This window comes from Streptomyces sulphureus DSM 40104 (assembly GCF_000381025.1).
GTDB lineage: Bacteria > Actinomycetota > Actinomycetes > Streptomycetales > Streptomycetaceae > Streptomyces > Streptomyces sulphureus.
Genome location: NZ_KB905822.1, coordinates 191,935 through 216,522, shown reverse-complemented (window position 1 = coordinate 216,522; position 24,588 = coordinate 191,935). Strand labels below are relative to the sequence as shown.

Sequence of the window (24,588 nt, the reverse complement as noted above, 5' to 3'; positions counted from 1 at the left end):
AGGCTGAGGTAACCCGATGAACAACGTGAAGTTCCACAAGTACGACACCGTGATCGTGGGCGCCGGCGGCGCCGGGATGCGCGCGGCGATCGAGTCGACGAAGCGCAGCCGCACCGCGGTGCTGACGAAGCTGTACCCCACCCGCTCCCACACCGGCGCGGCGCAGGGCGGCATGGCCGCCGCCCTCGCCAACGTCGAGGAGGACAACTGGGAGTGGCACACCTTCGACACGATCAAGGGCGGCGACTACCTCGTCGACCAGGACGCCGCCGAGATCCTGGCGAAGGAGGCGATCGACTCCGTCCTCGACCTGGAGAAGATGGGCCTCCCCTTCAACCGGACGCCGCAGGGGAAGATCGACCAGCGCCGCTTCGGCGGCCACTCGCGCAACCACGGCGAGGCCCCGGTCCGCCGCTCGTGCTACGCGGCCGACCGCACGGGCCACATGATCCTCCAGACGCTCTACCAGAACTGCGTCAAGGAGGGCGTGGAGTTCTTCAACGAGTTCTACGTCCTCGACCTGCTCCTCAACGAGGTCGAGGGAGTCACGCGGACGGCGGGCGTCGTCGCCTACGAGCTCGCCACCGGTGACGTCCACGTCTTCCAGGCGAAGGCCGTCGTCTTCGCGTCGGGCGGCAACGGCAAGTTCTTCAAGGTGACGTCGAACGCGCACACGCTCACCGGCGACGGCCAGGCGTCGGCGTTCCGGCGCGGACTGCCGCTGGAGGACATGGAGTTCTTCCAGTTCCACCCGACCGGCATCTGGAAGATGGGCATCCTCCTCACCGAGGGTGCCCGCGGTGAGGGCGGCATCCTCCGCAACAAGGACGGCGAGCGCTTCATGGAGAAGTACGCGCCCGTCATGAAGGACCTCGCCTCGCGCGACGTCGTCTCCCGCGCGATCTACACCGAGATCCGCGAGGGCCGCGGCTGCGGCCCCGAGGGCGACCACGTCTACCTCGACCTCACCCACCTCCCGCCGGAGCAGCTCGACGCGAAGCTCCCCGACATCACCGAGTTCGCGCGGACGTACCTCGGCATCGAGCCGTACACCGACCCGGTGCCGATCCAGCCGACGGCGCACTACGCGATGGGCGGCATCCCGACCAACGTCCGCGGCGAGGCGCTCGCCGACAACGACACCCCGGTCCCCGGGCTGTACGCGGCCGGAGAGGTCGCCTGCGTCTCTGTGCACGGCGCCAACCGTCTCGGCACCAACTCGCTGCTCGACATCAACGTCTTCGGCCGTCGCGCCGGCATCGCGGCCGCGGAGTACGCCGACACGGCGGAGTACGTCGAACTCCCCGACGAGCCGGCGAAGTTCGTGCTCGACGAGATCGAGAACCTCAGGGACGCCACGGGCAACGAGCGCGTGGTGGAGATTCGCAGGGCGCTCCAGGAGACGATGGACAAGAACGTCATGGTCTTCCGGACGGAGCAGACGCTCAAGGAGGCCGTCGAGGAGATCGGCCAACTCCGCAGGCGCTACCGGAACATCAGCGTCCAGGACAAGGGCAAGCGGTTCAACACCGACCTCCTGGAGGCCATCGAGCTCGGCAACCTGCTCGACCTGGCCGAGGTGACGGCGGTCTCCGCGCTCGCCCGCAAGGAGTCCCGCGGCGGCCACTACCGCGAGGACTTCCCCAACCGCGACGACGTCAACTTCATGCGTCACACGATGGCGTACCGCGAGGTGGGCGACGACGGGGCAGAGTCGATCCGGCTGGACTACAAGCCGGTCGTCCAGACCCGCTACCAGCCGATGGAGCGTAAGTACTGATGAGCACCGCAGTCATGGACAAGGCAGAGGCCGAGGCGAAGGGCCCCGCCTCGCACCTGATCACCGTCACCCTCCGCATCCGCCGCTACAACAGCGAGGTCTCGGACGAGCCGTGGTGGGACGACTTCCAGGTCGACGTCGACCCGAAGGACCGCGTGCTCGACGTGCTCCACACGATCAAGTGGGAGCACGACGGCACCCTCACCTTCCGACGCTCCTGCGCCCACGGCATCTGCGGCTCGGACGCGATGCGCATCAACGGCCGCAACCGGCTCGCCTGCAAGACCCTGATCAAGGACATCGGCCCGGAGAAGCCCATCTCCGTCGAGCCGATAAAGGGCCTCGCCGTGCTGAAGGACCTCGTCGTCGACATGGAGCCCTTCTTCCAGGCGTACCGCGACGTGATGCCGTTCCTCGTCACCTCGGGCAACGAGCCGACGCGTGAGCGGCTCCAGTCGGCCGAGGACCGCGAGCGGTTCGACGACACCACCAAGTGCATCCTGTGCGCCGCGTGCACCAGCTCGTGCCCGGTGTTCTGGAACGACGGGCAGTACTTCGGCCCGGCGGCGATCGTCAACGCGCACCGGTTCATCTTCGACAGCCGCGACGAGGCGGGCGAGCAGCGCCTGGAGATCCTCAACGACAAGGACGGCGTGTGGCGTTGCCGCACCGTCTTCAACTGCACGGACGCCTGCCCGCGCGGTATCCAGGTCACCAAGGCGATCCAGGAGGTCAAGCGCGCGCTGATCACCCGCCGCTTCTGAGGCTCCAACCTCCGCCTCGCGGGCCCCGCCCGGTACGTAGGTACCGGGCGGGGCCCGCTGTTGTGCGCGGGTGTGATGCATCTGTGCCGCATCCGTGCGGAGGCAGCGGTTTTCCCGCTCAACTCGCCCGGCAGACACGTGCGCTGGCACACGCATGGGCACGCTCTCCCGTACCCGCACCACTCGTCTGCGCGGGGCACGCCCCGCAACCCACCGCCCGCAGCCGCAGCCGCCTGCGGGGCAGGGTTGCTGCTCGCGGGCACGCCGTTCTGTCCCGCGGCACGCAGCCCGCGCTCCAGGGCGGGACCGTACGCACCGGGTCCGCCGTCAACACCCCCGCTTCGATGCCCCCTGTTGGACGAGTTCTGGACGGCCGAGCAGATGCGCGGCGCCGTCCCGCTCGACCTCGCCGCGGCCCGCTCGGACGACCGGTACGGGAAGCCCGTGCCCCAAGGCGAGCCGCGTACGGTCAGGCCCCACGCCGGGCCGGCCGAGTTCCCCGAGCCGGGCGGCGAGTGGACGGGCGAAGGCGCCGTCACCGAGACCACGGGCCGCAGGCGAGGGCCTGCTCTCCTCGGTGAACAGCTTCGTATACGTCTTCCTCCCGGAGACCATGTTCGGGCCGTACTTCGGCGCCGAGGCCGAGGCGCTCTACGACAAGGCGCAGGCGACCGAGGCCGGTTGACGCCGGCATGGCATGACGCTGCCCGGGGCGCGGAGTGGGGTGACGCACACCGGGCAGCGGTCCATGCCGACGTCGAGTCTGCGTATCGTGCCCAGCGTGATAGGCAAGCGGACAGCCCGAACAGCAGTGGCCGCACTCGCCCTGGTGCTGGCGGCCACCGGCTGCTCGGCGACGGACAGCGCGGGCTCCGGCGACAGCGGAGCCGGCGACGGCGGCCCGAGCGCGGAGATCCGAACCGACAGACCGTCCGCGCTCGCCGACCAGCAGGTGGGCATCGAGGCCACCGGACTGCCCGAGAACTCCCGGGTGCAGATCGTGGCCAAGGCCGAGGACTGGCTCCACCAACCGTGGTCGTCCGCCGGCACCTACACGACGGGGGACGACGGCGCCGTCGACCTCGCCGAGCAGGCGCCGCTGGGCGGCAAGCCGTACCCGAAGGCCGACAGCACCGGACTCCTCGGCGCGATGCTCCCCGAGAAGGGCACCAAGGGCGCCGAGACGATCGGCACGGGCAAGGCGTTCTCCTTCCACCCCGAGGCCCCCGAGGAGCAGCGCGCCTACAAGGTCCGCCTCTCCGTACGCAGCCAGGGCGGCAAGGAGTTGGCGCACCGGGAGCTGAAGCGGCAGTGGCTCGCGCCCGGCACCGGCCACCGCAGGCTGAGCGAGACCAAGGACGGCCTCAACGGTGAGCTGTACCTGCCGAAGCGGGGCGGCGGCGACAAGGCACCCGTCCTGCTCTTCGGCGGCTCCGAGGGCGGCAACGCGGGCACCTACGCGGCGGCGCTCCTCGCCTCGCACGGCCATCCGACGCTGGCGCTCTGCTACTTCCAGTGCGGCAAGGGCTCCGAGCGCCCCGACGGCATCGAAAAGATCGACCTCGCCTACTTCGAGCGGGCGGCGAAGCTCCTCGGCAGGCAGGAGGGCGCGGACGGTTCGAAGCTCGCCGTCGTCGGCAACTCGCGCGGCAGCGAGGTCGCCCAACTCCTCGGCCAGCGCAAACCGGAGCTCGTACGCGACGTCGTGGTCTATGCTCCCTCGGCCGTCGTCAACGGCCCCTTCCGCGGCCAGGGCGCCGCCTGGGCCGACGGCGGCAAGCCGATCCCGACGGGCCCGATCTCCCTCGACCGGGTACGCGGCCAGGTCCTCGCCGTCGGCGGCGGCAACGACAAGATGTGGGACTCCGACCGCGCCACCCGCGCCATCCGCAGCCAGAACCAGAACGGCATGGTCTTCCCCGGTGCCGGCCACCACGTCAACTGGTTCCCCTACGGCCAGCCCGGCCAGGAGGGCGGCCGGAACGGTCAGATCGTCTCCACCGCCGAGGCCGATCAGCAGGCGCGCGCCGAGAGTTGGCCGAAGGTGCTGAAGCTCCTGGACCGGTGAGCCGTTCGCCCTTTCACCGGTAGATCTGCCGCCGGCAGAACGTGCAGTACGTACCGTCCTCCTGCTTGACGAGACGTGGGTGGGGGCAGCGGGAGCTGTCAACCGGCTGCGTTTGCGGGCGCGTTGGCGGCGGCGATGCGCAGGGCGCGTACGGGCAGTCGCGGCACGGTGGCACGGTCACGGCTGCCCTCCGCGCTGCACGGCGGCCGCCGGCGCCCGCGCCACGGTGGGGGTGCAGCGGCCCAGGTCCATGAGCGGGCGGGGTGGTGGGTCGGCCGGTCGGGGCGACCTGACAGCCGGTCGCTGTCGGGTCAGGCTGCTACTGCGGGGTCGTGAGCCGGGCCGGCGAGAGCAGGTCGTCGATCTGGGCGGGGCTGAGGCGGTCGTTTTCGAGCAGGAGATCGCGCACGCTGCGACGGGTGGCCATGGCCCGGTGGGCGAGGGCGGTGGCGGCCTCGTAGCCGATGACGTTGTTGAGGGCGGTCACGACGCCCACCGATTCCTCGGCCTGCTGGATGAGGCGGGCGTCGTTGACGGTGATGCCGTTGACGCAGCGGCGGGCCAGCGTATGGCAGCCCGCGGTGAGCCGGTCGATGGACTTCAGCAGCGAGTGGGCGATGACGGGTTCGAAGGCGTTGAGTTGGAGCTGTCCGCCCTCGGCGGCCACGGTGACCGTGGCGTCGTTGCCGATGACCTCGAACGCGATCTGGTTGACGACTTCAGGGATGACCGGGTTGACCTTGCCCGGCATGATGCTGGAACCGGCTTGCATGCGGGGCAGGTTGAGCTCGCCGAAACCGGCCTGTGGACCGGAGGAGAGCAGGCGCAGGTCGTTGCAGATCTTGGAGAGCTTCACCGCGACGCTCTTCAGCGCGCCGGACAGTTGCACGAACGCGCCGGTGTCCGAGGAGGCCTCGATGAGGTCACGTGCTGTGGTCAGGGGCAGGCCGGTGAGGTGGCTGAGGTGTCGGCAGACGGTCTGAGGACAGGACGGGTCCGCGTTGAGGCCGGTACCGATAGCCGTGCCGCCCAGGTTGATCTCGTGCAGCCGTCGGGCGGTTTCGACCAGGCCGTTCTCGTCCTTGCCGAGGGTGGTCGCAAACGCGGCGAACTCCTGCCCGACGGTCATGGGCACGGCGTCCTGCAGCTGGGTGCGGCCGACCTTCAGGACGTCCGTGAATTCGCCGGCCTTGTCCGCGAATTCCGCACAGAGCTCGCTGAGGGCGCCTGCCAGTCTCTGAACGCCCGCGATCAGGGCGATCCTGATGGCGGTGGGGTAGACGTCGTTGGTGCTCTGACCACGGTTCACGTGCTCGATCGGATGGAGGTGTCGGTAGGAACCCTTGGTGTGGCCCAGGAACTCCAGGCCGCGGTTGGCGATGACCTCGTTGGCGTTCATGTTGGACGACGTTCCGGCGCCGCCCTGGATGACGTCGACGGTGAACTGCTCGTGCAGCTCGCCGGAGGCGATCTCCTCGCACGCGGCAGTGATGGCACTGGCCAGGTCGGGGTGGAGCAACTGGAGGTCGGCGTTGGCGAGGGCGGCGGCCTGCTTGACCCGGGCCAGCGCCACGACCAGGTCGGGGTGGTGGGACAGCGGTGTGCCGGTGATGGGGAAGTTCTCCATGGCCCGCAGGGTGTGGACGCCGAAGTAGGCGCCGTCCGGCAGGGTGCGCTCACCCAGGAGGTCGTGCTCCACGCGGTCGGACGCGGCCTTCTGAGGTGTGTCGGTGGAGGTCAACGGGGGGACTCCTCGTCGGTCGTGGTGCGCAGGAGGCCGGCGGCGTCGTGCGTGACGTGGCCGTCGACCACGGTGGCCTTCACCCGGTTGTGGAACACCCTGGCGGTGAAGGGGGTGTTGTGGGACAGGCTGTGCAGGTCGAGCGGATCGACCTGCCAGTCGGCCTGCGGGTCGACGAGAGTGAACGTGGCGGGTTCGTGCGCGGTCAGGGGGCGTCCTGCCGTGTCGAGCGAACCGATGCGCGCAGGTTGGTGGGACATCACCTGCGCGATGCGCGGCCAGTCGGGAGCCCCGTCGCGGCGGAGGACCTCGGCGACCACGGACAGGGCGGCCTCCAGACCGAGCATGCCGAACGGGGCGTGGCACCAGTCGGCGGCCTTGCTGCGAGAGGTGTGCGGGGCGTGGTCCGTGGCGACGGCGTCGATGGTGCCGTCCCGCAGAGCGCTGCGCAGGACCTTTACATCGGTGGCGGACCGCAGCGGTGGGTTGACCTTGTACAGGGGGTTGGCGTCGGAGGCGAGGTCGTCGGTGAGGAGCAGGTGGTGCGGGGCGACTTCCGCGGTGACGGGCCAGCCGTTGTTCTTCGCCCAGCGGACGATGCCGACGGTGCCGGCGGTGGAGACGTGGCAGACGTGCAGCCGTCCGCCGCTCTCGCCGGCGAGGATGACGTCGCGGGCGACGACGGTCTCCTCGGCGACATGGGGCCAGGGTGTCAGACCGGTGCGTTCGGCAGCGGGGCCGGCGTTGACCTGACCCTGGCCTGCGAGGTGGCGGCACTGGGCGTGCTGGGCGATGACCGTTCCGCTCGTCCGGGCGGCGAGCAAGGCGCGGCGCAGGATGTCGGCGTCGTCGACACACCTGCCGTCGTCCGAGAACATCCGGGCCCCTGTCTTGGCCATCGCGGCGAGCGGTGCGGGGCTTGTGCCTTCGAGGTTGGTGGTGATGGCGCCGACGGGATGGACGCGGGCTGCGCCGACTCGGGCGGCTGTCCTCGCGATCCAGGAGACACGGTCGGGGGTGTCGGTGACGGGCCGGGAGTTGGCCATGGCGAAGACGTCGGAGAAGCCGCCGGCAGCAGCCGCTCGTGTGCCGGAGGCGATCGTTTCGCTGTCTTCGCTGCCCGGTTCTCGCAGGTGGGTGTGGAGGTCGACGAAGGCAGGCAGGACCACCAGGCCGTCGATGTCGATGCACGGGACAGGGGCGGTGTCGGTGCCTGTGGGGCGGATCGCGGCTATCCGGCCCTCTGCGGTGAGCCGGATGTCGGCCGCCTCGTCCCCAAGAACGCGGCCACCGCGCAGTATCACGGCGCCCAGTGCTCCGAGGTTGCGGCCGACGGGAGAAGGGGCAGGGATGCTCATGCTCCGACTCCCGAGGTGTAGCGGAAGACGGGGCCGTCCTTGCAGATCAGCGGGGACTCTTCGGGGCCGCTGCGGGTTCCGGTGGCGCAGCCGTGGCAGTAGCCGATGCCGCACGCCATGTGCGCTTCCAGGGAAACCTGGACGTCGGCCTGCCAGCGGTCGCCGAGTTCGCGGCACAGGTGGGCGAGGCGTTCGGACCCGCAGGTCATGATCTGCTGGGGCGGGTCGCCGTCCAGGACCGAAGTGAGCAGCTTGCGCAAGCTGTCGACGTTGCTGCTGCCGTCGCTGTCGGTCACCTCGAAGACCGTGTGGGCACCGTAGCCGCGGTAGAGCGGGCCGCCGATGACGGACGTGGCGTCCCGGCCGCTGGCGACCGCGAGGACCTGGGTGGGCGTGTCGGCGAGGTCCTGGGCGATGGTGGTCAGCGAACAGGTGCCGATGCCGCGTCCGACGAGGAGGACCCGGCGTGCCTGGGCGTCGAGGGCGAAACCCTGCCCGAGCGGCCCGACGATCAGCATGCGCTCACCGGGGCGGAAGGTGGCGAGCTGGCCGGTGCCGTCGCCGACGACGCCGTAGACGACCTCGATGGTGCCGGCCTGTACGTTGCGGCGGTAGATGGCCATGGGGCGCGGCAGGACGGGAGCCTGCTGGTTGTCCCGGGCGACGGTCAGCATGACGAACTGGCCGGGCCGGGCCAGTGCGGCGATGGTCGGGGCTGCCAGGCACAGGTACTGATAGCGGTCGGCGACGGGGGCGTGTTCGAGGACGGTTCCGCGGTGCCAGGTGGGGGTGGGGCTGCTGCCGTGGACGGGGCGAATCGGGGTGACGGCCTCACGGACGGCGGTGGGGTGGGACATGGTCTGCTCCTTGCTGGGCGATGCCGCGCGGCTGACGGCTACGCCGTGGCGTGGGGGCGCATCTGCTGGTCGAGGGCGAGGAGGCCGGCGGCCAGGACGCTGGTGCCGGTGGCCAGTTCGTCGGCGCTGGTCCACTCCACTGGGCTGTGGCTGATGCCGTCCCGGCTGGGTACGAAGATCAACCCGGTAGGCACGACGTGGTTGATCATCTGACTGTCGTGGCTTGCTCCGCTGGGCAGGACGCGATAGTCGATCTGGAGGTCCGTGCAGGTAGAGGCGACTGTGTCGCGCAGCCGGCGCGGCAGGATGACGGGCGAGGCGTCGGCCAGAGCGGTGGCGGCGAAGGTGACGTTGCGGCGCTCGCAGAGGGACTTGGCGCGCTCGACGAGCTCGGCGACGGTCAGGCGCTGCCGGTCGCTGTCGATGTCACGGACGTCGACGTAGAGGCGGGTTCGGCCCGCGATGGTGGTGATGGAACCGGGCGAGGCTTCCATCTTTCCGACGCTGATGCGGGTGCCGCGGTGACGGGTGTCGTTGGCGAGCGACTCGGCCAGCAGGACGACTTCGGCGGCGGCCGTCATCGAGTCGGCCCGCAGGTGCATCGGTGTGCCGCCGGTGTGCGAGGCGCGTCCGGTGATCTCGATCATGATGCGGGTGCTGCCGGAGATCTGGTCGACGATGCCCACCGGGGTGCCGGTGGATTCGAGGACGCTGCCCTGCTCGATGTGGAGTTCGAGGAATGCTGCCCAGTCGGCGGACTGCCAGCGGGCCCGAGCGACCTCGTGAGGGGCGAAGCCGACGGAGCGCATGGCCTCGGCGAGGGTGACGCCTTGGGCGTCGCTCTTCGACTCCAGGTCGTCGGGACCTGTCAGCCCGGCCACGATGCGACTTCCGGTGCAGGCCTGTCCGAAGCGGGCGCCTTCTTCGGCGGCAAAAGCCACGAACCGGATCGGGAAAGCGTGCTCGATGTCGGCCTCGGCGAAGAGGCGGGCAGTCTCCATGGCGGCGACCACGCCGGCGATCCCGTCGTAGGCGCCGGCGTTGGGCACACTGTCCAGGTGCGAGCCCGCACCGAGGGCCGGCAGGTCAGGGTTCGTGCCGGAGCGTTCGGCCAGGGTGTTGCCTGCCGCATCCGTCCATACCCGCAGGCCGAGGTCCGTCATCCAACGGGTGAACACGGCGTGGGCCTGGCGCTCCAGGGCGGTGTAGGCGAGGCGGGTGACGCCGGGGCCGGAGTCCGGTTCGCTCAGCGCGGCGAAGGCGTCGATGTGGTCCTGAAGCCGGGCCGGGTCGGCAACGAGGGGGGCGGTACCGGTGGCGACGGGGTTCATGACGCATCTTCCTGCCGGGTGGCGGCGGTCAAATGGATGGTGGGCAGGGCGTCGTCGGTGTGCAGCGCGGGTGTGTCGATCACGGCGGCGGCCGCAACGACGTCCAGGTCGTGGGTCCGGGCGGCGAAGGCGTGCAGCGAGGCGAACCTCCGTGATGTCCACGAGGTCGCCAGCATCGCGACCCGCTGGCGCGGTCGGGGCCGCCGGCCGAAAGCCAGGATGCCTGCGACATCACTGGCGTACAGCAGGTCTGCGTGCAGTTCGCGGGCGACGATGTGGGCGAGGACCATCTCGTCGCCGCTGTTCCACACCGCCAGGGCCTCGGGCCGGTAGCGGTCGAGTTCCTCGGCCAGGGCGGTTCCGACGGTTTCGACGGCGGCGGTGTCGCGGGCGGTGTCCAGCGTCGGGCCGTAGCTGTCGGGGCTGGTACCGAGCGAGTCGATGGCCGCGTGTATCACGTTGTCCATGGGGCGCCTCCTGGCGTCTAGGCGGTTGCGTGCTCAGCGAACAGGGCCTGGGCGCTCGGCCCGGTGTCGGTGCTGTCCGCCGACGCGTTGGTGCTGTCGCCGTTCGGTGCGCCGTCGGCCAGGACGGTATGGGCGGAGACCACACGCGCACCGTGGGCGGTGGCAGCGACCGCGACGTGGCGGGCGGCCTCGCAGTCGGGTGCTCCGGGGTGGATGACGGCGAGGTTCTCCGCCCGGTGGATCTCCCCGTGCAGCAGGGGGGTGTCGGTGCCGGGACGGTGGATGGCGGCGAAAGGCAGCCCGGTGTGGAGCGAGACCGCGGCAGTCAGCGCGAGTCCGACGGGCGCTTCGGTGATCAGGCGGTCGCATCCCGTGGGCACTGCTGCGGCGAGATCGGCGGCCAGCCGGCGCAGGATGGTGGGCTGCGTCTGGTACGCGTACGGGTCGACCAGCGACTGCTGGCCGGCGGTGTCTGCGGAGACGGCTGCCGCGAGGATGTCAGCGTGTAGTTCACCGTGGCGGCGGTGGGGTGCGAGGAAGACGGCCGGCACGTCGGGTGCCGCGGCCAAGTCCTGGTCCAGGCTCATCGGGTGGTGCCTTTCTGGGACGGGGCGGAAGCATGCGGTGCGCCCTTGGGCTGGTGCGTGCTGGACGAGGCGGCGGCAGGGTCGAGGACCGGCCAGTCGCCGACGAAGCCGAGTTCGTCGGAGAGTTCGCGCGCGGTGGCCAGGACGGTCTCAACGGCCTGCGACCGCACCTGCGGGTCGCGCATGCGGCCGCCGGCCGCGGCGAGGGTGACGCTCGCGGCGACCGAGCCGGTCGATGTGAAGGTGGGAGCTGCCACCGCCCAGACGCCGCGGTCGAGTTCGTCGTCGCAGACGTCGTAGCCGCGGGCGCGGACGAGGGCGAGGTGTTCGTCGATGCTCTCGATGGTGGTGGGGGTGTCCTCGGTGAACGGGTCGAGGGGGCGAGCCTCAAGCAGGCCGTGTGCGACGTGTTGGGGCTGGTGGGCCAGCAAGGCGCGGGCGGAGGCGGCAGCGTTCCACGGCATCTCCTGACCGATGCGGACGAAGAGCCTCAAGGGGTGGCGGCCTTCGCGCAGGGCAACGCATACGGCACGGTCGCCGATGAGTTCGGTGAGGAAGACGGTCTCTCCGCTCGCCGCGGCGGCGTTGGTGATCGCGGAGTGGGGCGTGACCAGGAGGGTGGAGTGGCCGGAATTCTGCTCGGCCAGTTGGCGGGCGACGGGGCCGAGGAAGTAACGCCGGTTCCTGGGTGAGCGGGTGACGAACCCTTCGTCCGTCAGCGTGGCCAGTACCCGGTGCAGGCTGCCGACGGGAATGGCGAGTTCCTCGTGCAGTTCCTGCAGTGTGGCGCCTTTTGCTTTCGGGGCAAGGGCCCGAAGGACGGAGAGCGCGCGGACAACGACTTGCATGGAGTGCCTCCAGCGGGGCGGGACCTGACGCGGGATCGTCAGTCCAGTTGCTCGGCCTGCCGGTCGGGGATCAGGAGCATCGCGGCCATGTCGAGAACGTAGATGACGGCGAGCATGCCGATCGCGGTGCCCAGTCCGAGGGAAGAGGCCACCAGAGCCACCACCACAGGTGCCAGACCGCCGATGGCCCGGCCGACGTTGAAGAGGATGTTCTGTGCGGTGGAGCGCACGGCGGTGGGGTAGAGCTCAGCCATCAGGACGCCGTAGCCACCGATCATGCCGTTGGCGAAGGCGCCCATGATCGCCCCGCCGATCATCAGGGCCCAGGGCGAGACGAGTTGGCTGTAGGCCAGGACGGACACGGCAGCGCCGCATTGGAAGATCCAGAACGCCTTGCGTCGGCCCAGGCGATCAGCGAGCTGACCGAAGAGGAGGACTCCGATGGCCATCCCGACCACGGTGACCGCGGTCCAGGCGGAGGACTTCGTCAGGCTGTAGCCGAACCGGTCCTCCAGGTACGTCGGCAGCCAGATCATGATCCCGTAGTAGCCGAAGTTCTGCACGGTGGTCAGGACCAGGACGCCGATGGTCGCGCGGGTCGTCCTGGAGTCCGCCACGAGCAGCTTGAGCGGTACCTTCTGCGGCCTGCCCTGCTGCGCGTCCTTGAACTGGGTGAACGTATCCGGTTCGTGCAGACGGGAGCGGAAGACGATCGCGACGACGGCCGGCACCGCGCCGATCAGGAACAGTCCGCGCCAACCCCAGTGGGTCAGCACCGGAGCCGACACCAGGGCGGCGAGCAGGACACCGGCCTGCCAGCCCAGGCCGACCATCGCGGTGGCGCGCGCCCGTTTCCTGGCCGGCCACGACTCGGCGGCCAGCGTCATGCCGATGCCGAACTCGCCTCCGATTCCGACGCCTGCGAGAAAGCGGAAGACAGCGATCTCGGTGAAGCCGGTGGCCACCGCGGTCAGGCCGGTGAACACAGCGAAGAAGACGACCGAGTACGTGAGCATCTTCACGCGGCCGAACCGGTCGGCCAGCATTCCGAACACCACGCCGCCCAGGACCGCGCCGAACAGGGTGATCGTCGCCAGCGACCCCGCCTGGGTGTGCCCCAGGTGGAGTTCGGCCGAGATCGCCGACAGCGCGAAGCCGAGGATCAGCAGATCGAACCCGTCCATGGCGTAGCCGAGGGAGGAGGCGACGACGGCCTTCTTGCCGTAGCTGCTGACCTGGGCGGAATCGTCCGGAGGCTTCGGGCTCGCCTCGGCGCGGGTGCCGATGCTCACATCTTCATCTTCGAAGGCGGACATTGCGTCTCCAGGGAGGGCTCGGTCTGCAGGCCGGAAGTCAGTTTGTTGATGTGGGACACGTCGAGGTCGTCGGCGAGCGCGGCGAGGTCGCGGACGATCTGAGCCATGGCAAAGGGACGGGTGAAGCTGGCCGTTCCGATTTGCACGGCGCTCGCTCCGGCCAGCAGGAACTCCGCCACATCGCGGGCGCTGGCGATGCCGCCGCAGCCGATGACGGGAATCGTCACGGCGCTGGACGCCTCGTGGACGAGTCGCAGCGCCAGCGGCTTGATCGCCGGACCGGACAGTCCGCCGGTTCCATTGCCCAGGACCGCGCGGCGGCGGCGCACGTCGACGGCCATGGCGGGGAAGCTGTTGCAGACCGTCACCGCTGTGGCGCCCGCATCCTCGGCGGCGCGGGCGATCGCGCCGATCGAGGTCACGTTCGGGGTGAGCTTCACCCACAGAGGCACCGTCGTCCGGGCGGCGACGCCCCGGACGACCTTCTCCACGACCGCGGGGTCCGTGCCGATGGCCAGGCCGCCGTGCTCGAGGTTGGGGCAGGAGACGTTGATCTCCAAGGCGTCGACGTGGGCGCCCTCCAGATCGGACGTCACCTGCCAGTACTCCTCGACGGTGAGCCCGCCGGTACTGACGACGACGGGGATGCCGAAGGCCCGGTACTGCGGCAGCACTTCGGCCAGGAACTTCGAAGTCCCCGGGCTGGGAATGCCGACGCTGTTGAGCATGCCGTGGGAGGTCTCGGTCAACCGGTGCGAGGGATTACCGGACCGGCGTTCGTCGAACAGGGTCTTGGTGACAACGGCACCCAGGTCGCGCACCGGGAGCAGTCCGCCAAGCTCCGGGCCGAAGCATCCGGAAGCCGGCATCACGGGGTTCGCGAGCTCCAGGCCGCCCACCCGCACCGCGAGGCTCGCAGAGCCCGTCGGCGAGCAAGCGAACATGCGATCTCGGTCATCGAGGACAGCCCCTTGACCGACCAGGTCATCCGCCACGTGGAAGCACCTCCTTCGTCTCGTGGAGGCTTCGAGAATGCGCGCCACTTTTTCCACTGTCAATAGCCTGGATGTAAATGCCGAGCGAGAAATTCACGCGACCGAACATGCAGGTCAGGACGCGATTCGCACTAATTCCGCGCGGCGGGAACCAGCGGTTCCACAATTTCCGCGAGACAGAAGAGAGAGAGGGAAATTTCTTCACGGGGAGGAAATCCTGTGCGGCGCGGCGCCCAGGACGAGGGGCTCCGGACGCTGCACGTACCGTGATCCGGCTGCACCTGTTCTCGCCACGTCGCGGACCCGACTGGTGGGTTACGGGCCTCGCTGCCGCGCATGAGTCGGCTCCGGCCGCACGAGGCGGCGTGCTGGGCGGGCGGCCGCCGTAGCCGGGGGTCGCCCCCACAGGCCCGGTCGTCCGGCGCCCTCCGCTCCTCCCTGGCCTGCCCTTCGGGCAGCAGGGCCTCAAAAGGGAGTCTCTGCCGGGAGTTGGGCGGAGCCTCATCCGGTCGTGAAGGTCGGGGGGGCGCTGCCACATCCGGCAGGCTGTGGCCAGTGAGTCAAGTGGCCGGGGCGCGGAACAGGGTCGCCGATCCACTCGTGGCAGGCGTTCCCCGCCACGCGGGCGAGGGCCTGCCCGAGAGCCTCGCAGTGGCGGCCGCGGGTCTTGAGGCCGTGGCAGTGCGGGCAGAGCGCGATCACCTGCTGGAGGTGGTCGCCCGACGGCGCCCGCCTCGCCTTCCCCGCAGCCGTCCGGTCGGCCTTCGTGAACGAGTCCGCGTCTGCGCCTGAGGCCACGCACGAACGTCCCCACCCGGGGCCGGTCCGAGCGGAGACATCGTCAACAGGACTGCGTCCGGGGCAGGTTGCGTCTCACCGCTCGCCCGGCACCACGACCTTCCATCCCGTGTTGTACGTCCCCCGCACCGGGATGACCTTCCAGTCGGCCGCCCACCGCGGCCGGTGGGCATAGCGGATCACCAGCGCGTCCGGCCGCTTCGGGGTGCCGAGCCGGGCCCAGCAGCCCGCCGTGTGGGCGAGGGGGATCGCGCCGATGTTGCCGTCGATGGTGCACGGGGGGCGCACGCCCTCCGTGTGGAGGACGGACGCGATCGTCCGCCACTCGGCCCGCGACGCCTCCTGCCTCTCCACGTTGGTGTGCAAGTCGGCGCCCTGCTGGGCGAGATGGGCGGCGAGCAGCGCGACCCCGAGGAAGGTGCCGAACCGCCGCGATCCCGGTCGCGCCCGGCGCAGGCTGGCCGCGCACGCCGAGAGCCCAGCCGCCGCGGGGAGCGCGAGGAGCGCGTACGCCGGCAGCAGGAACCGCGGCGCCGCATAGCCGACGAGGAAGAGATACGTCGCCGAGACGGAGAGCGCGGTGAGCAACAGCAGCGCCAGTGCCTGCCCTTGCGCCCTCCGCATCCGCCCGGCGCCGACGGCGACGAGCACGAGCAGCACCGCCCACCAGGAGAGTGCGGGCCACCCGAAGACCTCCTCGACACGGCAGGGGCGACACAGCAGCGGCCCGCCGAGCGAGGCCGCGTGCTCCGGCACGGAGAACGTCCAGCCCATGCCGCCCTGGATCTCTGCCGAGGTGCGCAGCCTCTGCAGCACGCCCCCGTAGGCGAGTTGGGCCTCCACCACCCAGGGCAGCAGCCCGAGCACCGTCCCGCCGACGACGCCCCACCCCGCGGCGGCCCGCCTCCCCGGCATCAGGAGGACGGCGAGGAGCAGCGGAGCCGCCACGGCGACCCCGTCCTGCGGACGCATCAACGTGGCCACGGCGAGCGCGCAGACGAGTCCCGCCACGGCACTGCGGCGTACCACGGGCGCCGTGGCGGTGCGCCGCCCGACGAGTTGGAGCACCGCGCCGACCGCGCCGACGGTCCCCGTCGCGACGTAGTGGTTGGGCATCGCGGAGCCCGCGTAGAAGAGCGCGATCCACCCGGTCCCGTAGAAGGCCGCGGCCAGCGGCACCGTGTACGGCTGCGTACTCACCCGCAGCCAGGGTCGGAACCCGAGGTAGAGGGCGAGTCCCGCGACGGCGGCGAGGTAGGTGCGCAGGATCGGGACGGAGCCCGTGAACACCGCGACCGGGGCCACGAGCGCCGGCACCCCGCGAGTGCGCGGCGCGCTGAACTCCGTGACGGGCCCGAAGTGCGGGAACCGGCTCGCGTAGACGAGTTCGTCCCAGCCGAGCGGCAGCGAGGCCGGGACGGCGAGCAGCCCGGCGCCCGCGAACGCGAGGCAGGCTACGAGGAGGAGCCGGTGGGAGATGCGGGCCGAGGGGTGGGTGTTGAGGCGGTCGAGGATCGGGTCCCCGACGGGGCGGACGAGGGCGGTTGCGGTGGTCGTCGAGGACACGGCGTCAGCGGGCCCGGTCGGCTGCGTGTGCCGAACGGCGCTTCGTCGTGAAGGCGGGCGGTACGGGGGCGGTGCGGAACACGGCGACTCACTTCCGGCGGCGTGGCATCGGCCGCTCCTTCCGGCGGCCGTTCCGGAATCATGGCGCCCGGTTCGTCCGGGTTCTCGCTGCCACGCTGCCGACTGCCTTTTCCGTCACCGCGTCACGCCTGCTTCGAGGCGAGCTCCACGATCGTGACGTCCGACTCGGCGCCGACGCGGACCGGCGGCCCCCAGGCACCGGCGCCGCGCGTCACGTAGAGCTGGGTGTCCCCGTAGCGCTCCAGTCCGGCGAGGGTCGGGTTCTCCAGCGCCGCGAGGTAGTTGACGGGCCACATCTGCCCGCCGTGGGTGTGGCCGGAGAGCTGGAGGTCGACGCCGTGGTCGACGGCGTCGTGGATCATGACGGGCTGGTGGGCGAGGAGCACCGAGGCGCGCGAGGTGTCCCGGCCGCCCAGGGCCTTGTCGTAGTCGGGGCCCTCGTCCTGGTCCTCGCCTGCGAGGTCGTTGACGCCTGCGAGGTCGAACCAGGGCAGCTCCTTGCGGACGTTCTCCATGGGGTGGACGCCGAGTTCGCGGACGTGGTCGATCCACTCGCGGGCGTCGCCGAAGTACTCGTGGTTGCCGGTGACGAAGTACGAGCCGTGCCGGGCGCGGAGCGTGCTGAGCGGCTCGGCGGCGGCGCCGAGGTTCTCCACCGAGCCGTCGACGAGGTCGCCGACGATCGCGACGAGGTCCGGCTGCGCCCCGTTGATCCGGTCCACGATCCGCTGGGTGTGCGCACGTCCGAGGACCGGCCCCAGGTGGATGTCGCTCACCACCGCGATGCGGTAGCCGTGCCCCCGCCGCGGGAGCTTGGCCAGCGGGACGGTGACGTGCTTGAGCGTCGGCCCGTTGAGGACACCCCATGCCCCGGTGCCCACGGTCGCCCCTGCGGCCACGGCGGCGCCGACGCCGACGGCGCGCGCGACGAAGAGGCGGCGCGAGGGCGCCGGCGCATGCTCGGCTTCCGGCACGACGGACGCCGGCCCTGCCGAGCCCGGCTCGGCGGCGGGCGGCTCCCCTTCGGTCCGTGCGCCGGTCAGGGCGGGCTCGCGGTCGGCCGTCCCGTGCTCCGCGGGACCCGCGCCGACGGCTCGTGCGTCCCTGCGGCGGAGCGCGACACGCAGGAGCGGGCGCACCAACTCGCCCACGGCGAGCGCGATCAGCAGGTAGAGGAGGCAGGCGAGCCAGAGGTAGCCGGGCCAGGCGACGAGCTGCTGGACGGTGAAGGGCGCACCGGAACGCGCGGTCGCCTGCGCTCCCACGGCGCAGAGCGGGAACACGTAGATCAGCACCGTGCCCGTACGGCGCCACACGCTCTTCGGCCGGGAGACGTCCCGTACCAGCCTTCGCCACACGTACCAGTGCGCGGCAACCATGACGGCCACCACGACCACGGCGAACAGCACTACGAGCACGACCACTCCCGCCCCCTCAGCTCGGCCTCTGGAACCCCCTCCGACACAGACGCCACCCGGCCCCATCCACCTGCCTGACGGACACCTGTTCTCCGGAACCTCAATCTACCTGCCGCTCTGCGACGCCCGGAGCCAAGGCCCGCCAGGTCAGCGAGGCGACGAGCGACCGGCGCAACCCCTGTGGACAGCGGCCCCGCACGCACCCTGTGGACGAGAAGCCTGTGGATACGTGGCCTGTGGACGGCCGTTGCCCGGACGCCGGGTTGTGTACGAACGAGTCAGGCTGTGTACGGCCGTGTCGGGGCCTGTGTACAACGACGTCAAGGCGCTGTGTACAACCGCGTCAAGGTCAGCCCGCCGCCCTGTGGAGAAGCGCGCGCGGCTTCAGGACTCCCGGCGCAGCGCCCGCAGCCCGCGGTAGCCGATCACGCCGATCGCCGTGCCGAGGAGGAAGGATACGACCGCGAGGAGAAGGTGCACCCAGAAGTAGCCGGTGGGATCGCCGGCGGCGTCGAAAGCGAGACCCCCGCTGTCCTTCCACAGGTTCTTGACGAAGGTGATCCAGATGAACCAGGACCACACCCCGAAGACGAGCAGGAACCAGGAGACGGGGCGGCTGAGCTTCATGGCCCCAGTATCGGCAGCGCCTCGCGCGGACGGGCCAGCGGGGTCGCCCCCGCGAGCGAATTCCACAGGCGTCGGGCGCTCCACCGCAACGGAACGAGGCCGAACTCCCGGTCCCACAAGGGGCGATCACACTGTACGTTCGATGCGTGCCCCAAGAATCGCATTCCGTGCGCTCGCACCGCGCCCTCCGGACGAGCACCCGCACCGCCGCGCTCCTCGCCGCCGGCCTTCCGCTGCTCCTCTCCCCCGCCCTGAGCCCGGCCGCCTCGGCGGCACCCGCCGACGACCCCAAGGGCGAGTCGGCGGAACGACCCCCCAAACCGCCGACGAGCATGTCGACGATAGGCGGCACCCGGCTGGGGGCGCCGGGAACACAGGTGCAGCTCAAGGACGGGGCGCCGAAGCTCCCCAAGGGCGTCTCGGCGCGCTCCTGGATAGTGACCGACGCCGAGTCGGGCGCCGTGCTCGCCTCCCACAACTCGCACTGGCGGCTCGCCCCTGCAAGCACCCTGAAGATGCTCTTCGCCGACACCGTGCTGCCGAAGCTCCCGAAGGACCGGAAGCACAAGGTCACCCCCGCCGACCTCGCGGGCATGGGGGACGGCAGCAGCCTCGTCGGCGTGAAGGAGGGCGAGGAGTACGCGGTCCACGACCTGTGGCTCGGCGTCTTCCTCCGCTCCGGCAACGACGCCGTCCACGTCCTCTCCGCGATGAACGGCGGCAAGGCGAGCACCGTGGCGCAGATGAACGCGCGCGCCCGCGAGCTGCGCGCCCGTGACACCACCGTCGTCAGCCCCGACGGCTACGACCACCAGGGACAGGTCTCCTCCGCCTACGACCTGACGCTCTTCGCCCGCGCCGGGCTCCAGAACCCGGAGTTCCGCGAGTACGCCGCCACGGCGAGCGCGAAGTTCCCCGGTGAGAAGAAGAAGGGGAAGAAGCGGGACAGCTTCGAGATCCGGAACACCAACCGCCTCCTGACGGGCGACCTCGGCATGGAGCCTTACCCGGGGATCGCCGGGGTGAAGAACGGCACGACGAGCAAGGCCGGCAGCACCTTCACCGGCGTCGCGCAGCGCGGTGACCGCGTCCTGCTCGTCACCGTGATGCACCCGGAGAAGGACGGCCCCAACCGCGTCTACGAGGAGACGTCGAAGCTCCTCGACTGGGGGTTCAAGGTCGCCGGCGCACCGGCGGCACCCGGCACCGGAAGCACGGGAGGCACCGGGAACACCGACAAGGGCACCGCCTCGGACCCGTCGGCCGACGGCAAGGGCGGGGCGGCGAAGAGCAAGGCGGAGTACCGCGTCCAGCCGGTGGGCCGCCTCGTCGCGCCGGAGGGCGAGGGCGGCGCGGGCGACGGCAAGCGGGCGGAGCGGCCCGGATCCGGTGACGCGCAGCACGCGGCGCAGAGCGAGAAGCCGGCGGGCGGCGCGGGGGTCGCGCTCGGCGTCATCCTCGGCTGCCTGGTGGTGCTCGGCGGTGTGGCGTACGCGGTGCACCGCAGGTGGCCGCTGCCCGAGCTGGTACGCCGCAGGCGATGAGCCGCGGGGGCCGCCGACCCGGGCGGCCCTTCAGCCGCGCTCTGCGGCCCCTCCCGAACTTCCGCCGCCTGGCGCGACATTGGTGTCGTCCTGCCCGTCGGGCCCGGCGCCGATGGCGTCGCGGACGGGCGCGTCCTCCTCCGTCGCTGTCCAGGCGGCGCAGTACATCAGCAGCTTGGCCATGAAGTTGATCCAGAGCAGCAGCGCGATCGGCACGCCGAAGGCGCCGTAGACCGACTTCGCCGCGACGCCGGCGAGGTACCCGCCGAGGAGCAGCTTGAGCAACTCGAAGCCCACGGCGCCCTGGAGCGCGGCGAGGAGTACGCCCTTGCGCGGCGGGCGCACGCCGGGCAGCAGCGTCAGCACATAGATGAGCAGGACGAAGTCGGCGCCGATCGCCGCCGCGTAGGCGGCCGTTCGCAGCAGCACCGTGCCGATGCCGCCCTCGACGAGGCCGAGGTGCTCGGCAACCCAGTGGACAGCCGTGAGCGAGAACGTCGAGGCGCCGATGGAGACGAGCCCGAGCAGGCCGAGCCCGAGCAGGATCGCGAGGTCGACCGCCTTGCGGACGAGGAAGTTGCCCGGGCTCTCCGTGAGGTCCCAGGAGGCGCGGAGCGACTCGCGCAGCGTGCCCACCCAGCCGACGCCGGTGAAGAGGAGCGCCGCCCCCGCGACGAGCCCCACCGTCCCCGCGTGCGCGGCGAAGGAGTTCAGGTCCAACTGCTGGGAGATGCCCGGCACCTGCTTGGCGACGAAGTGCTCGACCCGCCCCATCTGCTCGTCGCCGAGGAGCGCCGCACCGAGCGCGGCGCCGACGGCGAGCATCGGGAAGAGCGCCGTGAAGCTGGTGAAGGTGACGGCCGCCGCGAGCCTCGTCCAGTGGCGCGCCTCCATGTACGTGTAGACCTGCCAGACCCTCGTACGGAAGAACCATGCGAGGACGGGGCCGATGACCGGGAGCGCGGTGAGCTTCTCCATGGCGGGCGCCTACCCGCGGTCCCGCGGGTACACGGGGCCTTCCATCGTGTCGATCATGCCGGGGAGCGTAGGCAGCGGCGGGGCGCGGCGTACACCCGACGCGCCCCCGTCGGTCGCCCGGCGGCGTCAGTTGGCGGGCGAGGAGTGCGCGGGACGCCGCTGGGCCGGCGGACGGCAGGGAACGGCACCGTCGACGGCGCCGTGGACCGCACTGACCACGTGCTTCTGCGAGCCGATCGGCGCGGCCCCGGAGAGCGGCGCGCTCTGCGGTTCGGCGCCGAGGGCGCCGGGGCCGTGTACGCCGCCGAAGGTGAACTCCCTGTGGAACCGCCAGACTTGGTCCTCGCCCTGCTCGTAGAGGGCGAAGCCGTTCGCCTGCCAGGCGGCCTCGAAGTCGGCGAGGCCGGAGTACGCGGTGTCCATCGCCTCCTCCGCGATGCCGTGCGCCACGGTGACGTGCGGGTGGTACGGGAACTGCAACTCCCTGGCGAGCGGCCCGTCCGCGGCGCGGAGCCGCGTCTGGAGCTCGTCGCACTCGTGGCCGCCCTCGGCCACCTTGACGAAGACGACGGGAGACACGGGGCGGAAGGTGCCCGTCCCGCTGAGCCGCACCCGGAACGCCTGGCCGGCGAGGGCGACGCGCGCCAGGTGCGCCTCGATCTCGGCGCGCGCCGCCGCCTCGACCTGTGTCGGCGGGAGGAGGGTGATGTGCGTCGGGATGCCGTACGCGGCGGCGTCTCCGTATCCGGCGCGCAGCCTCTGGAGCATGCTGCCGTGCGGTTCGGGGACCGCGAGCGATACGCCGAGCGTGACGGTGGCAGTCGTGGCCATGTGCGCGCTCCCTCCTTCGTCTTCTTCGTTCTCTTCGCGCCGGCGGGCGCGCTCAGCGAGCCGTCAGGAAGCCGACCTTTTCGTAGACCCGGGCGAGAGTATCGGCCGCGACGACCCGGGCCTTGCCGGCACCCCTGGCGAGGAGTGCGTCGAGTTCGGCAGGGTCGTCCAGGTATTCCTGCGTACGTGAACGGAACGGTGTCACCCACTCGGTGACGATCTCGGCTAGCTCCGTCTTGAGCGCGCCGTACCCCTTGCCGGCGAAGTGCTCTTCCAACTGCGGGATCGGGGTGCCGCTGAGGGTGGAGTGGATGGTGAGGAGGTTGCTGACGCCCGGCTTCTTGTCGGCGTCGAAGCGGACGACGGTGTCGGTGTCGGTGACGGCGCTCTTGATCTTCTTCGCCGTGGCCTTCGGTTCGTCGAGGAGTTCGACGATGCCCTTGGGGCTCGACGCCGACTTGCTCATCTTGACCGTCGGCTCCTGGAGGTCGTAGATCCGGCCCGTCTCCTTGAGGATGTGGGGCTCGGGAACGACGAAGGTCGGGCCGTACCGGTGGTTGAAGCGCTCGGCGAGGTTCCGGCTCAGCTCCAGGTGCTGGCGCTGGTCCTCGCCGACGGGGACCTCGTCGGCCTGGTAGAGGAGGATGTCGGCGACCATCAGCATCGGGTAGGTGAAGAGGCCGACGGAGGTGCTGTCGGCGCCCTGCTTCGCCGACTTGTCCTTGAACTGGGTCATCCGCGCGGCCTCACCGAAGCCGGTGAGGCACTCGACGACCCAGGCGAGCTGCGCGTGTTCGGCGACCTGGCTCTGCACGAAGAGGGTGGCGCGCTCCGGGTCGACGCCGGCGGCGAGGAGTTGGGCCGCGGCGTAGCGGGTGTTGCTGCGAAGCTCGGCCGGGTCCTTCGGGATGGTGAGGGCGTGCTGGTCGACGACGCAGTAGAAGGTGTCGTGCGTCTCCTGAAGGCCCACCCACTGGCGTACGGCGCCGAGGTAGTTGCCGAGGTGGAACGACCCGGAGGTGGGCTGGATACCGGAGAGCACACGAGGGCGAGCGTTGACCATGCGCCCATTCTCTCAGGTCGTCCTTCCCGCGGGTGCGGGGATTCCCGTGACGTCGGGCACCGTGCCACCCGCGCGGGTGGCACGGTGGCGGCGCCCCCGTTTTTCACAGTATGCGGTCGCGTGCGTACGGAGTGGAGGCGACGCGGGCGCGCGGAACTCCCGCGCCCGCGCCCGCTGTTGCGCCGGTGCCGACGGGCGGCTGATGTGCCCCCTGTCGGCAAGGTTTCTTTTGCGTGCCGGTGGCGGACGATAGAAAGAGGCCCGCGATCCGGGCCAGGCAGGAAAGACGCCGCACGCCCTTGCGAGACGAACGGAGACCCCGGATGTCCACCTCTCAGCGGCTGCTCGCCGAGGCAGACGCGCACAGCGCGCACAACTACCACCCGCTCCCCGTCGTCATCGCCTCCGCGGAGGGGGCATGGATGACCGACGTGGAAGGACGCAGGTACCTCGACCTGCTTGCCGGCTACTCGGCGCTGAACTTCGGCCATCGCCACCCCCGGTTGATCGAGGCGGCCAAGCGCCAGCTCGACCGCTCCACGCTCACTTCGCGCGCCTTCCAGCACGACCTCTTCCCCGCCTTCTGCGCCGAGCTCGCCGCGCTCTGCGGCATGGAACGGGTCCTCCCGATGAACACCGGCGCCGAGGCGGTCGAGACGGCGGTGAAGACGGCCCGCAAGTGGGGCTACCGCGTGAAGGGCGTCGCGCACGACCGCGCCAAGATCGTGGTCGCCGAGAACAACTTCCACGGCCGCACCACCACGGTGGTCAGCTTCTCCACCGACGAGGAGGCCCGCGCCGACTACGGTCCGTACACGCCGGGCTTCGAGATCGTCCCGTACGGGGACCTGGCGGCCCTGGAGGCGGCCGTCGACGAGGACACCGTCGCGGTCCTCCTCGAGCCCATCCAGGGCGAGGCGGGCGTCTACGTCCCGCCGCCCGGATACCTCACAGGCGTACGGGAGTTGACGCGCGCCCGGGGCGTGCTCTTCATCGCCGACGAGATCCAGTCGGGGCTCGGCCGCACCGGCGCCACCTTCGCCTGCGAGCAGGAGGGGCCCTCGGGCGTGCAGCCCGACATGTACGTACTCGGCAAGGCGCTCGGCGGGGGCGTCGTGCCGGTCTCCGCGGTCGTCTCCACCGACGAGGTCCTCGGCGTCCACCGCCCCGGCGAGCACGGTTCCACCTTCGGCGGCAACCCGCTCGCCTGTGCCGTCGCGCTGGAGGTACTGGCGATGCTGCGCACGGGCGAGTTCCAGGAGCGGGCACGGGAGTTGGGCGACCACCTCCACCACGAGCTGGACCTCCTCACCGGCGGCGCCGTCCGCGAGGTCCGCGGCCGGGGCCTGTGGGCCGGCATCGACGTGGCGCCGGAGTACGGCACGGGCCGCGAGCTCTCGGAGCGGCTCATGGCCCGTGGCGTCCTCGTCAAGGACACCCACGGCTCGACGATCCGGGTGGCGCCGCCGCTCGTCGTCTCCAAGGAAGATCTGGACTGGGGAGTCGAGCAGCTCGGGGCCGTACTCGCCGAGTCGGCCTGACCCGAGGCGGCAACCCCCGGCGTACGCCC

21 protein-coding genes are annotated in these 24,588 nt (G+C 70.9%); 5 read left to right on the top strand and 16 right to left on the bottom strand.

Features of this window, described 5'->3' with window-relative positions:
- Positions 1-25: 25 nt before the first annotated feature.
- The 3 genes from sdhA to F603_RS0125300 all read left to right on the top strand — a co-directional run bounded on the left by sdhA (position 26) and on the right by F603_RS0125300 (position 4,612).
- Positions 26-1,780 carry a succinate dehydrogenase flavoprotein subunit gene (gene sdhA / locus F603_RS0125315; RefSeq protein ID WP_026328701.1) on the top strand — a complete coding sequence of 585 codons (1,755 nt, stop codon included), beginning with the start codon at positions 26-28 and terminating at the stop codon, positions 1,778-1,780.
- Positions 1,780-2,544 carry a succinate dehydrogenase iron-sulfur subunit gene (locus F603_RS0125310; protein WP_019548740.1) on the top strand — a complete coding sequence of 255 codons (765 nt, stop codon included), beginning with the start codon at positions 1,780-1,782 and terminating at the stop codon, positions 2,542-2,544. The genes sdhA and F603_RS0125310 overlap by 1 nt, the downstream gene beginning before the upstream one ends.
- Before the next feature lie 772 nt (positions 2,545-3,316).
- On the top strand, positions 3,317-4,612 hold the full coding sequence (locus F603_RS0125300) for an acyl-CoA thioesterase/bile acid-CoA:amino acid N-acyltransferase family protein (protein ID WP_245600898.1): 1,296 nt from the start codon (positions 3,317-3,319) through the stop codon (positions 4,610-4,612).
- Positions 4,613-4,931: 319 nt separating this feature from the next.
- On the opposite strand, the gene F603_RS0125295 is transcribed toward F603_RS0125300, so the two are convergent.
- From F603_RS0125295 to F603_RS36090, 13 genes are all read right to left on the bottom strand, one after another.
- Positions 4,932-6,353, bottom strand: a complete 1,422-nt coding sequence (locus tag F603_RS0125295; RefSeq protein WP_019548737.1) for an aspartate ammonia-lyase — start codon at positions 6,351-6,353, stop codon at positions 4,932-4,934.
- Positions 6,350-7,666, bottom strand: coding sequence for a dihydroorotase (locus tag F603_RS32895; protein ID WP_037957003.1), 1,317 nt, complete (start codon positions 7,664-7,666; stop codon positions 6,350-6,352). Before F603_RS32895 ends, F603_RS0125295 begins: the two co-directional genes overlap by 4 nt.
- A 41-nt stretch (positions 7,667-7,707) precedes the next feature.
- Positions 7,708-8,568, bottom strand: coding sequence for an iron-sulfur cluster-binding protein (locus F603_RS0125285; protein WP_019548735.1), 861 nt, complete (start codon positions 8,566-8,568; stop codon positions 7,708-7,710).
- A gap of 38 nt (positions 8,569-8,606) precedes the next feature.
- Positions 8,607-9,899 (bottom strand): Zn-dependent hydrolase, encoded by a 1,293-nt coding sequence (locus F603_RS0125280; RefSeq protein ID WP_019548734.1) that lies wholly within the window; start codon positions 9,897-9,899, stop codon positions 8,607-8,609.
- Positions 9,896-10,366 carry a hypothetical protein gene (locus F603_RS0125275; protein WP_019548733.1) on the bottom strand — a complete coding sequence of 157 codons (471 nt, stop codon included), beginning with the start codon at positions 10,364-10,366 and terminating at the stop codon, positions 9,896-9,898. Before F603_RS0125275 ends, F603_RS0125280 begins: the two co-directional genes overlap by 4 nt.
- Before the next feature lie 17 nt (positions 10,367-10,383).
- Entirely contained in the window at positions 10,384-10,953 is a 570-nt protein-coding gene (locus F603_RS32890; protein ID WP_019548732.1) for a hypothetical protein, read from the bottom strand.
- Positions 10,950-11,801, bottom strand: a complete 852-nt coding sequence (locus F603_RS32885) for an IclR family transcriptional regulator (protein WP_019548731.1) — start codon at positions 11,799-11,801, stop codon at positions 10,950-10,952. The genes F603_RS32890 and F603_RS32885 overlap by 4 nt, the downstream gene beginning before the upstream one ends.
- A gap of 38 nt (positions 11,802-11,839) precedes the next feature.
- On the bottom strand, positions 11,840-13,117 hold the full coding sequence (locus F603_RS0125260; RefSeq protein WP_078503742.1) for an MFS transporter: 1,278 nt from the start codon (positions 13,115-13,117) through the stop codon (positions 11,840-11,842).
- A complete protein-coding gene (locus F603_RS32880; protein WP_245600897.1) occupies positions 13,090-14,112 on the bottom strand; it encodes a dihydroorotate dehydrogenase in 1,023 nt (340 codons plus the stop codon). Before F603_RS32880 ends, F603_RS0125260 begins: the two co-directional genes overlap by 28 nt.
- A gap of 501 nt (positions 14,113-14,613) precedes the next feature.
- The gene (locus F603_RS35235) at positions 14,614-14,910 is read right to left on the bottom strand and encodes a hypothetical protein (protein WP_158678688.1); all 297 of its coding nucleotides are present in this window, start codon (positions 14,908-14,910) and stop codon (positions 14,614-14,616) included.
- A 75-nt stretch (positions 14,911-14,985) separates the two neighbouring features.
- Positions 14,986-16,476, bottom strand: coding sequence for a hypothetical protein (locus tag F603_RS0125250; protein ID WP_019548728.1), 1,491 nt, complete (start codon positions 16,474-16,476; stop codon positions 14,986-14,988).
- A gap of 203 nt (positions 16,477-16,679) precedes the next feature.
- Positions 16,680-17,981 carry a metallophosphoesterase gene (locus F603_RS0125245; RefSeq protein ID WP_019548727.1) on the bottom strand — a complete coding sequence of 434 codons (1,302 nt, stop codon included), beginning with the start codon at positions 17,979-17,981 and terminating at the stop codon, positions 16,680-16,682.
- 378 nt (positions 17,982-18,359) lie between these two features.
- Positions 18,360-18,602 (bottom strand): SCO4848 family membrane protein, encoded by a 243-nt coding sequence (locus tag F603_RS36090; protein WP_016908834.1) that lies wholly within the window; start codon positions 18,600-18,602, stop codon positions 18,360-18,362.
- Positions 18,603-18,769: 167 nt separating this feature from the next.
- On the opposite strand from F603_RS36090, the gene F603_RS0125235 reads away from it, so the two are divergent.
- Positions 18,770-20,146 (top strand): D-alanyl-D-alanine carboxypeptidase family protein, encoded by a 1,377-nt coding sequence (locus tag F603_RS0125235; protein ID WP_019548726.1) that lies wholly within the window; start codon positions 18,770-18,772, stop codon positions 20,144-20,146.
- A 30-nt stretch (positions 20,147-20,176) separates the two neighbouring features.
- Here the strand turns inward: F603_RS0125235 and F603_RS0125230 are convergent, their stop codons facing one another.
- The 3 genes from F603_RS0125230 to trpS all read right to left on the bottom strand — a co-directional run bounded on the left by F603_RS0125230 (position 20,177) and on the right by trpS (position 23,018).
- Positions 20,177-21,124 (bottom strand): YihY/virulence factor BrkB family protein, encoded by a 948-nt coding sequence (locus F603_RS0125230; protein ID WP_019548725.1) that lies wholly within the window; start codon positions 21,122-21,124, stop codon positions 20,177-20,179.
- A 126-nt stretch (positions 21,125-21,250) separates the two neighbouring features.
- Positions 21,251-21,955 carry a 2'-5' RNA ligase family protein gene (locus F603_RS32875; protein ID WP_019548724.1) on the bottom strand — a complete coding sequence of 235 codons (705 nt, stop codon included), beginning with the start codon at positions 21,953-21,955 and terminating at the stop codon, positions 21,251-21,253.
- A 52-nt stretch (positions 21,956-22,007) separates the two neighbouring features.
- On the bottom strand, positions 22,008-23,018 hold the full coding sequence (trpS, locus tag F603_RS0125220; RefSeq protein ID WP_019548723.1) for a tryptophan--tRNA ligase: 1,011 nt from the start codon (positions 23,016-23,018) through the stop codon (positions 22,008-22,010).
- 323 nt (positions 23,019-23,341) lie between these two features.
- Here trpS and rocD point away from each other — a divergent pair, with 323 nt between their 5' ends.
- Positions 23,342-24,559, top strand: coding sequence for an ornithine--oxo-acid transaminase (gene rocD / locus F603_RS0125215; RefSeq protein ID WP_019548722.1), 1,218 nt, complete (start codon positions 23,342-23,344; stop codon positions 24,557-24,559).
- The last annotated feature ends 29 nt before the right edge of the window (positions 24,560-24,588 follow it).

Excerpts from the sequence above, each read along its gene's own strand:
- trpS (WP_019548723.1), bottom strand. The coding sequence starts at position 23,018 with ATGGTCAACGCTCGCCCTCGTGTGCTCTCCGGTATCCAGCCCACCTCC.
- F603_RS0125280 (WP_019548734.1), bottom strand. The coding sequence starts at position 9,899 with ATGAACCCCGTCGCCACCGGTACCGCCCCCCTCGTTGCCGACCCGGCC.
- F603_RS0125275 (WP_019548733.1), bottom strand. The coding sequence starts at position 10,366 with ATGGACAACGTGATACACGCGGCCATCGACTCGCTCGGTACCAGCCCC.
- F603_RS32885 (WP_019548731.1), bottom strand. The coding sequence starts at position 11,801 with ATGCAAGTCGTTGTCCGCGCGCTCTCCGTCCTTCGGGCCCTTGCCCCG.
- F603_RS0125260 (WP_078503742.1), bottom strand. The coding sequence starts at position 13,117 with ATGTCCGCCTTCGAAGATGAAGATGTGAGCATCGGCACCCGCGCCGAG.
- F603_RS32890 (WP_019548732.1), bottom strand. The coding sequence starts at position 10,953 with ATGAGCCTGGACCAGGACTTGGCCGCGGCACCCGACGTGCCGGCCGTC.
- F603_RS0125310 (WP_019548740.1), top strand. The coding sequence starts at position 1,780 with ATGAGCACCGCAGTCATGGACAAGGCAGAGGCCGAGGCGAAGGGCCCC.
- F603_RS0125285 (WP_019548735.1), bottom strand. The coding sequence starts at position 8,568 with ATGTCCCACCCCACCGCCGTCCGTGAGGCCGTCACCCCGATTCGCCCC.
- F603_RS32875 (WP_019548724.1), bottom strand. The coding sequence starts at position 21,955 with ATGGCCACGACTGCCACCGTCACGCTCGGCGTATCGCTCGCGGTCCCC.
- F603_RS36090 (WP_016908834.1), bottom strand. The coding sequence starts at position 18,602 with ATGAAGCTCAGCCGCCCCGTCTCCTGGTTCCTGCTCGTCTTCGGGGTG.
- F603_RS0125230 (WP_019548725.1), bottom strand. The coding sequence starts at position 21,124 with ATGGAGAAGCTCACCGCGCTCCCGGTCATCGGCCCCGTCCTCGCATGG.
- rocD (WP_019548722.1), top strand. The coding sequence starts at position 23,342 with ATGTCCACCTCTCAGCGGCTGCTCGCCGAGGCAGACGCGCACAGCGCG.